This window comes from Rothia aerolata, assembly GCF_014635585.1.
In the GTDB taxonomy this organism is placed as follows: domain Bacteria; phylum Actinomycetota; class Actinomycetes; order Actinomycetales; family Micrococcaceae; genus Rothia; species Rothia aerolata.
In genome coordinates, this window is record NZ_BMDC01000001.1 from 1,191,842 (window position 1) to 1,204,405 (window position 12,564).

Annotated in this window: 12 protein-coding genes; 4 read left to right on the forward strand and 8 right to left on the reverse strand. The window is 58.5% G+C overall.

Going from position 1 to position 12,564, the window contains the following annotated elements; all coding sequences use genetic code 11:
• Positions 1-2 precede the first annotated feature (2 nt).
• The 4 genes from IEV00_RS05340 to IEV00_RS05355 all read right to left on the reverse strand — a co-directional run bounded on the left by IEV00_RS05340 (position 3) and on the right by IEV00_RS05355 (position 5,143).
• On the reverse strand, positions 3-968 hold the full coding sequence (locus tag IEV00_RS05340) for a Sir2 family NAD-dependent protein deacetylase (protein ID WP_373868220.1): 966 nt from the start codon (positions 966-968) through the stop codon (positions 3-5).
• A gap of 63 nt (positions 969-1,031) precedes the next feature.
• Entirely contained in the window at positions 1,032-1,772 is a 741-nt protein-coding gene (locus tag IEV00_RS05345; protein ID WP_188359236.1) for a lysozyme family protein, read from the reverse strand.
• 123 nt (positions 1,773-1,895) lie between these two features.
• On the reverse strand, positions 1,896-4,484 hold the full coding sequence (clpB, locus tag IEV00_RS05350) for an ATP-dependent chaperone ClpB (RefSeq protein WP_188359237.1): 2,589 nt from the start codon (positions 4,482-4,484) through the stop codon (positions 1,896-1,898).
• A 95-nt stretch (positions 4,485-4,579) separates the two neighbouring features.
• Positions 4,580-5,143, reverse strand: coding sequence for a hypothetical protein (locus IEV00_RS05355; protein ID WP_188359238.1), 564 nt, complete (start codon positions 5,141-5,143; stop codon positions 4,580-4,582).
• A gap of 78 nt (positions 5,144-5,221) precedes the next feature.
• Between IEV00_RS05355 and IEV00_RS05360 the strand changes: the two genes are divergently transcribed.
• The 3 genes from IEV00_RS05360 to IEV00_RS05370 all read left to right on the forward strand — a co-directional run bounded on the left by IEV00_RS05360 (position 5,222) and on the right by IEV00_RS05370 (position 7,779).
• Entirely contained in the window at positions 5,222-5,893 is a 672-nt protein-coding gene (locus IEV00_RS05360; protein WP_188359239.1) for an HAD family hydrolase, read from the forward strand.
• Between the two features lie 81 nt (positions 5,894-5,974).
• Positions 5,975-6,478, forward strand: coding sequence for a Dps family protein (locus IEV00_RS05365; protein ID WP_188359240.1), 504 nt, complete (start codon positions 5,975-5,977; stop codon positions 6,476-6,478).
• A gap of 119 nt (positions 6,479-6,597) precedes the next feature.
• Complete coding sequence (locus IEV00_RS05370) at positions 6,598-7,779, forward strand: VIT1/CCC1 transporter family protein (protein ID WP_188359241.1); 1,182 nt, start codon at positions 6,598-6,600, stop codon at positions 7,777-7,779.
• A 5-nt stretch (positions 7,780-7,784) separates the two neighbouring features.
• Here IEV00_RS05370 and IEV00_RS05375 read toward each other — a convergent pair whose 3' ends face one another.
• Entirely contained in the window at positions 7,785-8,507 is a 723-nt protein-coding gene (locus IEV00_RS05375; protein ID WP_188359242.1) for a hypothetical protein, read from the reverse strand.
• Positions 8,508-8,722: 215 nt separating this feature from the next.
• Between IEV00_RS05375 and IEV00_RS05380 the strand changes: the two genes are divergently transcribed.
• Complete coding sequence (locus IEV00_RS05380; RefSeq protein ID WP_188359243.1) at positions 8,723-9,409, forward strand: hypothetical protein; 687 nt, start codon at positions 8,723-8,725, stop codon at positions 9,407-9,409.
• Positions 9,410-9,451: 42 nt separating this feature from the next.
• On the opposite strand, the gene sucD is transcribed toward IEV00_RS05380, so the two are convergent.
• The 3 genes from sucD to IEV00_RS05395 form a co-directional block, all read right to left on the reverse strand.
• Positions 9,452-10,369, reverse strand: coding sequence for a succinate--CoA ligase subunit alpha (sucD, locus tag IEV00_RS05385; RefSeq protein ID WP_188359244.1), 918 nt, complete (start codon positions 10,367-10,369; stop codon positions 9,452-9,454).
• A 41-nt stretch (positions 10,370-10,410) separates the two neighbouring features.
• Positions 10,411-11,577 (reverse strand): ADP-forming succinate--CoA ligase subunit beta, encoded by a 1,167-nt coding sequence (gene sucC, locus IEV00_RS05390; protein WP_188359245.1) that lies wholly within the window; start codon positions 11,575-11,577, stop codon positions 10,411-10,413.
• 295 nt (positions 11,578-11,872) lie between these two features.
• Positions 11,873-12,517: a sarcosine oxidase subunit gamma gene (locus IEV00_RS05395; protein ID WP_188359246.1), complete on the reverse strand. Its 645-nt coding sequence runs from the start codon at positions 12,515-12,517 to the stop codon at positions 11,873-11,875.
• Between the last annotated feature and the right edge of the window lie 47 nt (positions 12,518-12,564).

Consider the following 12,564-nt stretch of genomic DNA (forward strand, 5'->3'; position numbering starts at 1 on the left):
ATCTAAATCAGCTGCGCCAGAGCCGCCGAGACATCGCTGCGCCACAGGTAATCCGCTCGGCTATCGGCGCGGCCGGGTCCGCCGTTAATGATTCCAATCTTCTGGTCCTTCTTTCCCGCCTCAATTGCCAACTTGAAACCGCTCATCACCGCAACAGAGCTTCCCACAATGAGCAGGGACTCTGAATTCCGCTGGAACTCGGCAACCTTAGCCTTGCGGTCTGCCGGAACACTCTCGCCGAAGTAGACCACATCTGGTTTGAGCCGGGTTGAGCCGCAGCGCTGGCAGCCGACCATTACAAAGTCGCGGATGAAAGCGTCGTCCAGCTCCACATCGCCGTCGGGATTAACCTGTAGCTCATCTGAGTCCAGGCGTTCTAAGTAGCCGGGGTTGAGCTCTTCCATGCGGGAATCCATGCTGGCGCGGTCTTCGAGATTGCCACACATCAGGCAGATCACCCGGTCAAGATCGCCGTGCAGGGCCACCATATTTTTAGAACCGGCCCGCTGGTGTAGGCCGTCAACATTTTGAGTAATCAGTCCGGCGAGCGCCCCGCGCTGCTCTAGCTTAGCCAGCAGATAGTGGGCGGCGTTGGGTTCGGCCCGGCGCATCCGCCGCCAGCCCACATAGGATCGGGCCCAGTAGCGCTGCCGGGCGCCGTCGTCGTATCGGAATTCCTGATAGGTCATGGGCCGGTGTTTCTTCAGCGAACCGGCGGGCCCGCGGTAGTCGGGAATACCCGAGGCAGTAGAGACCCCGGCTCCGGTGAGAACCAGAACCCCGCCTTGATTCAGCATGTCAGAGATACCAGCTAGTGCCTGCTCCGGTGGGGTGGGCTGGGCGGTCTCTGCCACTACGCGCTCAATCGAGCGCAGGGCAGATCTGTGAGCAATAGCGATATCGGGCCTGGCGAGGCTCTCTTCATCTGAAACATAGCTTGAAGCACGCGAGGAAGATTCGAAGTTCACGGCTCTATTCTCTCACGCGCTGCCGAGCGGTGGATTTTAGGCTTAAAATTGCCAGATTTAAGCCTAAAATCCACCGTTCGACGTAGCGTACTCTTCAGCTTTCTCCGCCACCTTATTGGCGTAGACTACCGAGCGGTTGTAGCCGGCAATGGCTGAGTTCCAGCCGGCATCGGTGGTTAGCGATTCACCCTGGCACAGGTGCTCGGCGGCGGTGAGCACAGCATCATCAATCTGCTGAGGGTCATAGTTACCATCGGCATTGCCGTCCTGCTTCGGTCCCTCCCAGCTGGTGGGAATAAACTGCATGGGGCCCACCGCGCGGTCCCAGCGCTGATCGTCATCGAGCTCGCCGTGATCGGTGTCTTTAATTTCCATCACGCCCTCAGAGCCGTCGAGAGCGGGGCCGAAGATTCCCGGGGTTACTTGCCCGGCGTCGTCCACGGAAGAACCCAAATACTGCCCGTGGGCAGTCTCTACAGAACCGATTCCCGCTAAGGTATTCCAGCTCAGCTGGCACTGAGGCTGGGTTTCAGAGGTGCGGAGAGCCGCTCCGGCATAGGCGGCGAGAACCCGCTGGGGAATCTTAGTCTGCTGGGCGGTTTCCTCTAGCCAGGTGGGGTCAGCGAGCTCGGCGATAGGCCCCTGCCCGGTACTCGCCCCGGGAGCAAGCGGAGCCTCAGCTGAGGACGGCGCCCCGGGAAAGTTCTCATAGGTGCGCTGGCGAGATTGCGGCTCAGAATCGGCGCAACCTGTCAGAAGCGCAGCTGCTGCTAGAAGGGCAAGAGAGGGAAAAAGTTTTCTCATTGCTGGCCAGCTTAGGGGCTTAAGCTGAGAGAAGTCAGCGAGGTAGCTCTCAATATAAGCCGAGCGGTGGATTTTAGGCTCTTTTTTCTCTCAAAAGAGCCTAAAATCCACCGCTCGCGGCAGCTACTCAGCCGTTACAACCAAGCCCTCTGCGGTAACGTCGGGGTTCACGTCCACCTTCACGGTGTCGCCGTCCTTGATAGAACCTGCCAGCAGGGCGCGGGCCAGGCGGTCGCCCACCTCGGTCTGCACCAGGCGGCGCAGCGGGCGAGCGCCAAAGGCGGGGTCGTAGCCTGCCAGGCCCAGCCACTCGGAGGCCGCCGTGGTGACATCGAGGGTGATGCGCCGCGACTCGAGGCGGGCCGCCATAGAGTCCAGCTGCAGGCCCACGATGCGGGAGAGATCCTGCACCGAGAGCGGGTCGAACATAATGATGTCGTCCAGGCGGTTGAGGAACTCGGGCTTGAAGGCCGAGTGCACCACGTTCATCACGGCAGACTTCTGTTCCGCTGCCTCCATCGACTGATCCACCAGGAACTGCGAGCCCAGGTTAGAGGTCAGAATCAGAATCACGTTGCGGAAGTCCACGGTGCGGCCCTGGCCGTCGGTCAGTCGGCCGTCGTCCAGCACCTGAAGCAGAATGTCGAAGACGTCGGGGTGGGCCTTCTCCACCTCGTCCAGTAGCACGACCGAGTAGGGACGCCGCCGCACTGCTTCGGTCAGCTGGCCTCCCTGGTCGTAACCCACGTAGCCGGGAGGGGCACCGACCAGGCGGGAGACGGTGTGCTTCTCGGCGTATTCGCTCATGTCGATGCGCACCAAGGCGTGCTCGTCGTCAAACTGGAATTCTGCCAGGGCCTTAGCCAGCTCGGTCTTACCTACGCCGGTGGGGCCCAGGAAGAGGAAGGAACCGATGGGGCGGTCGGGGTCAGAGATTCCTGCGCGGGAGCGGCGCACGGCGTCGGAGACAGCCTGCACCGCGGACTTCTGGCCAATCAGGCGCTTGCCCAGCTCAGTCTCCATATTCAGCAGCTTCTCAGTCTCGCCCTGAAGCATCTTGCCGGCGGGAATGCCTGTCCAGGCAGAAATCACCTCGGCGATGTCGTCTGCGGTGACTTCTTCAGAGACCATCAGCTCATCGCGGGCTTCGCTTTCTGCCTTCTGCGCGTCATGGAGCTCCGCTTCAAGGGCAGGAATCTCGCCGTAGAGAATACGGGAGGCCTCACCCAGATTGCCCTCGCGCTGGGCCACCTCTGCCTTGGAGCGCAGCTCATCAATCTGGTTCTTGATATCACCCACCCGGTTCAGGCCGGCCTTCTCGGCTTCCCAGCGAGCGTTGAGCGAATCCAGCTCTTCCTTCTTATCTGCCATTTCAGCGCGCAAGGCCTCTAGGCGCTCAACCGAAGCGGGGTCGGTCTCATCTGCCAGAGCCAGCTCTTCCATGGTCAGCCGGTCTACGGCACGGCGGAGCATATCGATTTCCTCGGGAGCCGAGTCAATCTCCATGCGCAGGCGCGATGCTGCCTCATCGATCAGGTCAATTGCCTTATCGGGTAGCTGGCGGGAGGGAATGTAGCGGTTGGAAAGATTGGCCGCAGCCACCAGCGCTGAGTCAGCGATAGCCACCTTGTGGTGGGCCTCGTAGCGCTCCTTGAGACCGCGCAGAATGCCCACGGTGTCTTCCACGGAGGGCTCACCCACGTAGACCTGCTGGAAACGACGCTCCAGAGCGGCGTCCTTCTCAATATTCTCACGGTACTCGTTGAGGGTGGTAGCACCGATCAGCCGCAGCTCACCGCGGGCGAGCATGGGCTTGAGCATATTGCCGGCGTCCATAGCACCCTCGGTTGCACCGGCTCCGACCACCGTGTGAATCTCGTCGATGAAGGTAACGATCTGCCCCTCAGACTTCTTGATTTCTTCAAGCACAGCCTTGAGGCGCTCCTCGAATTCACCGCGGTACTTAGCACCGGCAACCATCGAGCCCAGGTCAAGCGAGATCAGGGTTTTACCGCGCAGAGACTCGGGCACGTCGCCGGAGACCATGCGCTGGGCCAGACCCTCCACCACGGCGGTTTTACCCACGCCGGGTTCACCAATGAGAACGGGGTTGTTCTTGGTACGGCGGGAGAGCACCTGCACCACGCGGCGAATTTCCGAGTCGCGGCCGATCACCGGGTCAAGTTTTCCCTCGCGGGCAATGGCGGTCAGATCGGTACCGTACTTGTTCAGAGCGTCAAAGGTGCCCTCGGGGTCGGGACTATCCACGGTGCGGTCTCCTCTCACGGTCGGAATGGTTTTTTCTAGGGTCTTAGCGTCAGCACCTGCCTTCTTCAGGGCTTCGGCGGTTGAGTCGTCGCCTGCGGCGATAGCCAGCAGCAGCATTTCGGTAGAGACATAGGTGTCGCCGAACTGGCCTGCCTTAGCCTGGGCGGTCTGAATGGCGCGCAGGGCGTTGCGGGAGAACTGCGCCTGCGCCACGCTGGAGCCGCTCGCCTTGGGCAGCTTTGAGATTTCGGACGACGCCGCCACCGAGATTGCGTCTACGTCGAGTCCCGCTGCCTTGAGCACAGCAACAGCTACGCCCTCGCGCTGGTCCATCAGCGCCTTCAACAGGTGGGCGGTTTCGATGGTGGGGTTGCCAGCGGTCTGCGCGTTCATGTTGGCAGCCGATATGACTTCTTGAGTTTTGGTGGTGAATTTTGTGTCCACAGTGAGCCTTTCATGAGTTTCAAGTTTTCAACTAACTTGAGTCTACTCCGCTCAACTATGAAACAGCAAGGGATTAATACAGCCCACAGCGAAAACTAGTCCAGAAAGTCATACTCGCTATTCTCGCGCGCCAGCCGCTCCTCGTCGTCCTCGGTAATACCCGCCGCCAGCTTGGCCGACCGGCGTGCCTGCCCCATGGTCACAAAGAACATGGCAAAGGCAGAGACAAAGGTCAAAATGCCAAAGGTATTGCCGAAACCCGCCGAGAGACCGATAAAGTCATCGCCGAGAATCTGCGAGGCAGCAGAGACCGTTCGCCCGTCTACCCGATCGGGGCAAAGCAGGCCAAAAATGAGGGCAAGCAGCCAGGTGGTCACCTGCAAAAGGGCGATGGTCATGGTGGTTCCAGTGCCGGGCTCGTGCCGCTGGGTATCCTGAAGCATCCAGCGGCCCGCGAAGAGCAGAACAGCCAGCAGGCCGGGGCCAAAGGTCAGGGCAAAGATGGGAACCAAGTCACCCCCGGCCCCAAAAATCACGCGGCCGGCGGTAATCCAGCCGGCGGCCAGCAGGGCGCCGGGCACCACTGCATAGAGGGACGCGCGGGTGAACCAGTTGGTCTCGCGCGTGAGGGTTCGGGCAGGGATTTCTTCTATGCTCACAGGAAATATTTTAGAAGAAAAACCGGGCGCCTCCCTCCGCTGACAGCAGGGGCAGACCAGCTTCGATAGGCTGGTTATATGAGCACGAATCATTCAGAACAGAAGTTCCCCGAAGCTATTCTTTTTGACCATGACGGTACCCTTGTTGACACCGAGCCCATCTGGGAAGCAGCCAAAAAGAGGATCTGCGAGGAACACGGAACCACCTGGACTAGCGAAGACACCAAGGCGGTGCTGGGCTACTCCATTCGTGCCACCCTAGAGCGTCTACAGCAGGTGGGCGTTGACCTGCCGCTGGAAAAAATTGAAGAGAAGCTCATTGCCTACATGCACGAGGCTTTTGAGCAGGCCAGCTACGATTTTCTGCCCGGTATCTCAGCGCTTCTGGGCGAGATTAAGCAGGCGGGGATTCCCTGCGCCATTGTCACCAATGCCACCACCTCGGTGGCACAGGCAACCGCCAACAAGGCACCGGCGGGGGTCTTTGCCGCCATCATTGGAGACCAGCAGACCACCAAGCCCAAGCCCGACCCCCAGCCCTACCTCATGGGGGCAGAAGCGCTCAAGGCAGACCCTAAGAACTGCGTTGCTATTGAAGACTCCCCCTCGGGAGTTCGTTCCGCCACCGCCGCGGGCATGAAAGTGATTGTTGTGCCCGGTGAGGTGCCGGTTCCAGAAGGCGAGGGTGACCTGAGACTGAGGCACGAAGAACTTACTCTTGAGGCCATCCTTAATTTGAGTAATTCATAATAAGCCTTGATTGAGGGGTTTATTCTTGATAGGCTCATAATAAGAAAACGGGGAAGTTCCCCAGATGAAAGGAAGCACACTATGTCACGCAAAGCATCATTCACCGTTCCCGGACTCACCGAAGAAACCGGCCACCAGGTAGCTGAGGCACTCCAGCTCCGCCTGCACGCCATGAATGATTTGCAGCTAGCTCTGAAGCACGCTCACTGGAACGTAGTTGGGCCCTCTTTCATTGGTGTTCACGAGATGCTGGACCCTCAGATTGAACTGGTGCGCGGCTTCGCAGACGAGCTGGCAGAGCGTATGGCAACCCTGGGCGTTTCCCCCAGCGGCCTCTCTGGCGACCTGGTAGCAAACCGCTCCTGGGGCGACTACCCCGAGGGTCGCGCCGACACCCAGACCCATCTGCGCGCTATCAACGATGTCTACACCGGCATTATCGAAGACCACCGCGCAGCCATTGCCAAGATTGGCGATGTTGACCCCGTCTCCGAAGACCTGCTAATTGGCCAGACCGCCGAGCTGGAGAAGTTCCAGTGGTTCGTTCGTGCCCACCTGGAAAACGGCTCCGGCGAGATTAAGTAGCCTGTAACCAAGCTCAAAAAGGTTCGTCTTACCGAACTCAAGTAATACCCACCTGGCAGAGAAAATCGGTCTGTAGACTCAAGGCAGACACAGACTATTTCTCTCCCAGGTGGTTTTTTATGCCCAGCTTTGAAAGTTCCTCAGTATCCCCCGAAGACCGCCAACGGTACTTAGAAGACCTCAACACCGACATCTACCGGGCGGTTGCCCAGCCCACCAAGTCGCAGATTAGGCGCTGGCGGCGCTACCTTGCCGAGGAAATCTCTGAAGCCCAGATTTACGCTTCGCTGGCAGAGCGGTCTGAGGGTCGTGACGCCGAGATTCTTCACGAGGTTGCCCAAGCCGAACAGCGCCACCAGCACCACTGGCGCACCCTGCTGGGCGAGCACGCCCTGCCCGAGCCCAAGCCCTCGGTCTCTGCCCGCATGCTAGAGTTCCTGGCCAAGCATTTTGGCACGGTTTTTGTGCTGGCACTGGCCCAGCGTGCCGAGCAGCGCTCCCCCTACGCCGAAGACCCCGACGCCACCGAGGAAATGGCAGCGGATGAGGCCATTCACGAAGAAATCGTGCGCGCTCTTTCCACCAGCGGCCGCGAGAAGCTCTCGGGTAACTTCCGCGCCGCCGTCTTTGGAGCTAATGACGGTCTGGTTTCCAACGTCGCGCTGATTATGGGTATCGGCGCTTCTGGCGCATCGTCCTCCATGATTCTGCTCTCGGGTATCTCGGGTCTACTGGCGGGCGCGCTATCGATGGCGGCTGGCGAGTTCGTTTCGGTTCGTTCCCAGCGCGAGATGCTCGATGCCTCCCAGCCCACCCAGGTGACCCTGCGCGTGGCCAAGGATCTCAACATCGATAAAAACGAGCTGGTGCTCATTTATAAGGCGCGCGGTATGAGCGATGAGGCCGCCGAGCACCGCGCTCTGGAGCGCTTTGGCTACCTGAGCTACGACTGCGACCCCTCGCTCTCTTTCAGGGACGACGTCGAGGCTGAGGAGGGCGCGGGCGTCAATGAGCACGGCGCGCTCGGTAGCGATATTGGTGCCGCTGCCTCAAGTTTTGCCTTCTTTGCCTCTGGCGCCCTCATTCCGATTCTGCCCTACATCTTTGGCGGGTCGGGCACCTGGGCCATGATAATTTCGCTGATTCTGGTGGGTATTGCCCTGCTGGGTACCGGCGGTATTGTTGGTCTGCTCTCGGGAGCCTCCCCCGCCAAGCGGGGCTTCCGCCAGCTAGCCATCGGCTACGGCGCCGCCCTGGCCACCTACCTCTTGGGCCTCATTTTCGGGGCAACGGTGGTCTAGAAGTTTTAAGCACCAGACCCAGCAACGTGACGCAGAGTCTCACCGTTAGATAGCTGAACGGTAATGATGGTTTCACCCTTAATACTGGTAGAAGGGCTGTTCGCGCTACCCGAAGCTACCACATTGCTGTAGTTCACAACGAAACGACTAGAGGGGCCGGTAGTGAAGTTACGACAACCGGTGGATCCGGTAGATGAAGCGGTATAGCGACTGGAAATGTTTGAATCTCGGCTGGCGTCCCAGGTCATAATCAAGTTCCACGACTGAGCAGTGGATCCAGATTGATAAGTATGATTAACCAGATTAGCGGTAGTAGACGTGGTGTTAGCAAAGCCCGAGCCAGCTGTGGGAGTCCAGGGCATAGCGTTTGAAGGCTGGTTATATCGATCGGATCTCACGTTCTTCACGTAGAAAGCACCGGGGCCAGGGCTATCCTGGCCAACACGATTTTCGGTCCAAAACTCGTAGGTAATCTTGGTGACCGTGACATCTGCAGGAAGGTCATTGATGTAGAACTGGCCGCCCAGGGTGAGAGTTTGGTTCGTTCTACCGGTGGGTGAATTGTAGGTACCCCAGTTGTAGGTATTGCCGCCGCTGAAACGGGTGGAAGTAACGCACCTGGACGCCGCGTAAGCGGGAACTGTGGCGCTGGCAACTACCAGCGGAGCTGCCCAGGCAGCGCCCTTAACGACCGTACGGCGTTGAACCTGCGTTGATTCTGTCTGCATTAGATTTTCCCCTTAAGATACATAGCTTAACCCGATCCCAGTGCTTCGGGTTAGACACCACCTCAGAGTATCACGGTATACCCCTGACTTTTATGGTGTTCGGCATAAATGTCGTTGAGTAGGGTCAGGTTTTTTACGCATTTACACGCCCGCAGAAAACTCACCACAAGGAGCCACACGCAAACTTATTCCTAGAGCCTCGAAAGGGTAAAGCTATGACTACTCACGTCACTCGCAGAACCCTTGCTAAATCAGCCGCCTGGTCAGCGCCGCTGATTCTCGCCACCGCAGCGATACCCGCCTACGCGGCGTCCCAGGTAGGCCCCTACCGGGCGGAACCCTCAGACCTGGTAGACCTCACCCGCAATGAAGCCGGTGATCAGGTGACCAACACCGTCTCTATCAACAACGTCACCGGCGAAGGCGCGAACGTGCCAGGCTTTACGGTCTATGTTCCCGATGAAGAACAGGGAACAGACCTCACGGTTACCCGAGAGTTTCTCTACTACATCCTCACACCCAAGGAACTCAAGATCACCGACTTTGAGATTACCAGCAGCTCCCCCTGGAACTACGAGGGCCCCCGCGATATTGCCACCTTTGAAATCAACGGCGGAACCATCATTGATAGCTCGGACTACGATATTCACCTCTTCGCTTTCACCGGCGATAATGTCCTGCCCATCATGCTGGCCTCGGAACGAGCCTCCTGGCCAGGCTCCACCTTCCAGGCAACCGGCGAATCTACCACCGACGCCAACATTGAGGGGCCCCTTTACTATCTACCACGGCTACTGGGTTCAGTACGAAACCCGCGATGGTTACAAAGACATCGCCAACCACGTTGTGGGCGAAGAGTTCGCCGGCTAGCAAGCAGAGAAAAGGCTGGCGCCCCGTGCTGATAACAGCACAGGGCTCCAGCCTTTATCTATAAAGCCTAGAGACTACTTGTTAGAGAAAATCTCGCGCATGAGGTTAGCGGTCTCTGAAGGGGTCTTGCCCACCTTCACGCCAGCAGCCTCAAGGGCCTCCTTCTTGGCCTGAGCGGTACCGGAAGAACCGGAAACAATCGCACCGGCGTGACCCATGGTCTTACCCTCGGGGGCGGTGAAGCCAGCAACGTAGCCAACAACGGGCTTGGTTACGTGGGCCTTGATGAACTCTGCGGCGCGCTCCTCGGCGTCACCACCAATCTCACCAATCATCACAATGCCCTCGGTCTCGGGGTCAGCCTCGAAAGCCTCCAGAGCGTCGATATGGGTGGTGCCGATCACGGGGTCACCGCCAATACCGATAGCGGTGGTGAAGCCCAGATCGCGTAGCTCGTACATCATCTGGTAGGTCAGGGTACCGGACTTGGAAACCAGGCCCAGCTTGCCCTTACCGGTGATGTTACCGGGGGTAATGCCCACGTTTGCCTCGCCGGGGGTGATAATACCGGGGCAGTTGGGGCCAATGATGCGGGTAATCTGCTTGCCGTTGGCATCGGTCTTGGACTTAGCGTGGGCCCAGAACTCAGCGGAATCCTGAACGGGAATACCCTCGGTGATTACAACAACCAGGGGAATCTCCGCATCGATTGCCTCGATGACGGCGTCCTTGGTGAAGGCCGGGGGCACGAAAACGATAGAGACGTTCGCACCGGTCTCTTCCATAGCCTCAGAAACCGAACCGAAAACCTTCAGCTCAACCTCAGCGCCGTCCTTATTGGTGTGGGTAACGGTGGTACCCGCCTTGCGAGCGTTGACGCCGCCCACAATGTTGGTGCCGTAAGCGAGCATGCGTGCGGTGTGCTTGGAGCCTTCGCCGCCGGTGATGCCCTGAACGATGACCTTAGAGTCCTTGTTCAAAAAGATAGACATGTCTTTTTACCTTCTAAATTCTCTAGAAATTAATCGGCGGATTATGCCTCGTGGGCCAGCTCGGCAGCCTTGTCTGCGCCGGAGTCCATGGTCTCTGCCTGGTGAACCAGCGGGTGGTTGGCCTCGTTGAGAATCTTGCGACCCTCTTCAACGTTGTTGCCGTCCAGGCGAACAACCAGGGGCTTGCTAGCCTTGTCGCCCAGGATTTCCAGAGCCTTCACAATGCCGTTTGCCACAGCGTCGCAGGCGGTAATGCCGCCGAAGACGTTGACGAATACGGACTTAACCTGCTCGTCGTTGAGAATGACGTCCAGACCAGCGGCCATGACCTCAGCAGAAGCGCCACCGCCAATGTCGAGAAAGTTAGCGGGCTTCACGTTGCCGTGGTTCTCGCCAGCGTAAGCAACGACGTCCAGGGTAGACATCACAAGACCAGCACCGTTACCGATAATGCCAACCTCGCCGTCCAGCTTCACGTAGTTGAGGTCGTTAGCCTTAGCCTTAGCTTCCAGGGGGTTCTCTGCCGACTTATCGACCAGGCTCTCGTGCTCGGGCTGGCGGAACTCAGCGTTGTCGTCCAGGGAGACCTTGCCGTCCAGGGCAAGAATCTTGCCGTCGCCGGTCTTAACCAGCGGGTTGACCTCAACCAGGGTGGCGTCTTCCTTATCGTAGACCTCGCCCAGCTTAACCAGAACGGCGGCTACATCAGACTGAATGTCTTCGGGGAAGCCTGCGGCCTTGACGATCTCTTCTGCCTTAGCCTCGTTCAGGCCCTCAGCGGGGTTAACCTCAACCTTGGCCAGAGCCTCGGGGCGCTCCTTAGCCAACTGCTCGATTTCCATACCGCCCTCAACCGAGCACATGGCCAGGTAGGTGCGATTTGCGCGGTCCAGCAGAAGGGAGAAGTAGTATTCCTCAGCGATGTCAGCGCCCTGAGCAATCATCACGCGGTTGACGGTGTGGCCCTTGATGTCCATACCGAGAATCTGCTGCGCGTATTCAAAAGCCTCGTCGGCAGTCTTGGCAACCTTAACGCCGCCAGCCTTACCGCGGCCGCCCACCTTAACCTGAGCCTTGACGACGGTAACACCACCGATTTCTTCAGCGGCTGCCTTTGCTTCTTCTGCAGTGGTGGCAACGATGCCCTTGAGCACGGGAACGCCGTGCTTCTCGAACAGATCGCGTGCCTGGTATTCAAACAGGTCCACTTGAATCCTTCTTCGTTGAAGACGTGCCGGCCTTGTGACCGGCCTTTCCATTGTCAGCGCTGCACGCTAGCGCCTCTGCCCAGGAGTTTTTGTAGCAAACACCTTCAGGGCGAGAGCCAGGGCACAACGCATCTCCAGAAGCAACTCTAGCCCAAAGCAGATTGCTATTTCTAACCGTGAGCCGAAACATCACGTTATGAGCGAACATTACGCAACAGTTTCTTTCGAGCGGGGCCAAATAGCCCGAAAAATGGACTTGTGCCCCGGCTACAGGGCGGGCGAAACCGGGCTGTTTTTAGCCTTCGTTAACATCTGTAATCGCGTCAAACATCGAGATTATCACCGGTGCCGTTGCCGAGTTGCGGGGAATCATCAAATACTGTTCGGCATCTACCCGCCACAGCAGCATTTCGGCCTCCCCCACCCAGCAGCGCCAGGCCATACCCACGTCAAAGAAGTCGGGTACGGTTTCAAAGGTCACCGTCTGCGCCAGCACCTCGTAGGCTTCGGGGCCCGAAAGCTCAATGACCGAGCGGTTAGCGGAAACGTCCAGCACCAGGCCTTCCTCCGAGCCCAAGGCCGCATTGAGCGCCCGCCCCAGCTTAACGTCGTCCACCTGAGTCACCACCAAAAAAGTATCGATATCTGTCCAGAGGCAGGCGACAATCTGGCGAGTGCCGTAGAGAATCTGCATTGCCTGCTTATCGCCGGTTACCTGGCCCGCGTACTGGGGTAGCTCAACGCCGAGCACCTTCTGCATACGGGCGGCCGCCTTGGAGCCCGGATTTACCTCAAGACGAATCAGGGTCAGATTGGTAATCTCTTGAATCTGCACCCTGGTATTGCTGACATCCCCCATCGCCTCGGTAAATTCTGAGGCGGTGGATCGCAGTACATCTTCGTCTGCGGGGATTCCACCGGGTATATATTCGTCTGCCATGTGACCTTCCTCGTTCACACTCTCTGTGTGTATCTTCCCCTATTTTA

Excerpts from the sequence above, each read along its gene's own strand:
- IEV00_RS05375 (WP_188359242.1), bottom strand. The coding sequence starts at position 8,507 with ATGCAGACAGAATCAACGCAGGTTCAACGCCGTACGGTCGTTAAGGGC.
- IEV00_RS05395 (WP_188359246.1), bottom strand. The coding sequence starts at position 12,517 with ATGGCAGACGAATATATACCCGGTGGAATCCCCGCAGACGAAGATGTA.
- IEV00_RS05360 (WP_188359239.1), top strand. The coding sequence starts at position 5,222 with ATGAGCACGAATCATTCAGAACAGAAGTTCCCCGAAGCTATTCTTTTT.
- IEV00_RS05345 (WP_188359236.1), bottom strand. The coding sequence starts at position 1,772 with ATGAGAAAACTTTTTCCCTCTCTTGCCCTTCTAGCAGCAGCTGCGCTT.
- IEV00_RS05365 (WP_188359240.1), top strand. The coding sequence starts at position 5,975 with ATGTCACGCAAAGCATCATTCACCGTTCCCGGACTCACCGAAGAAACC.
- IEV00_RS05380 (WP_188359243.1), top strand. The coding sequence starts at position 8,723 with ATGACTACTCACGTCACTCGCAGAACCCTTGCTAAATCAGCCGCCTGG.
- sucD (WP_188359244.1), bottom strand. The coding sequence starts at position 10,369 with ATGTCTATCTTTTTGAACAAGGACTCTAAGGTCATCGTTCAGGGCATC.
- IEV00_RS05370 (WP_188359241.1), top strand. The coding sequence starts at position 6,598 with ATGCCCAGCTTTGAAAGTTCCTCAGTATCCCCCGAAGACCGCCAACGG.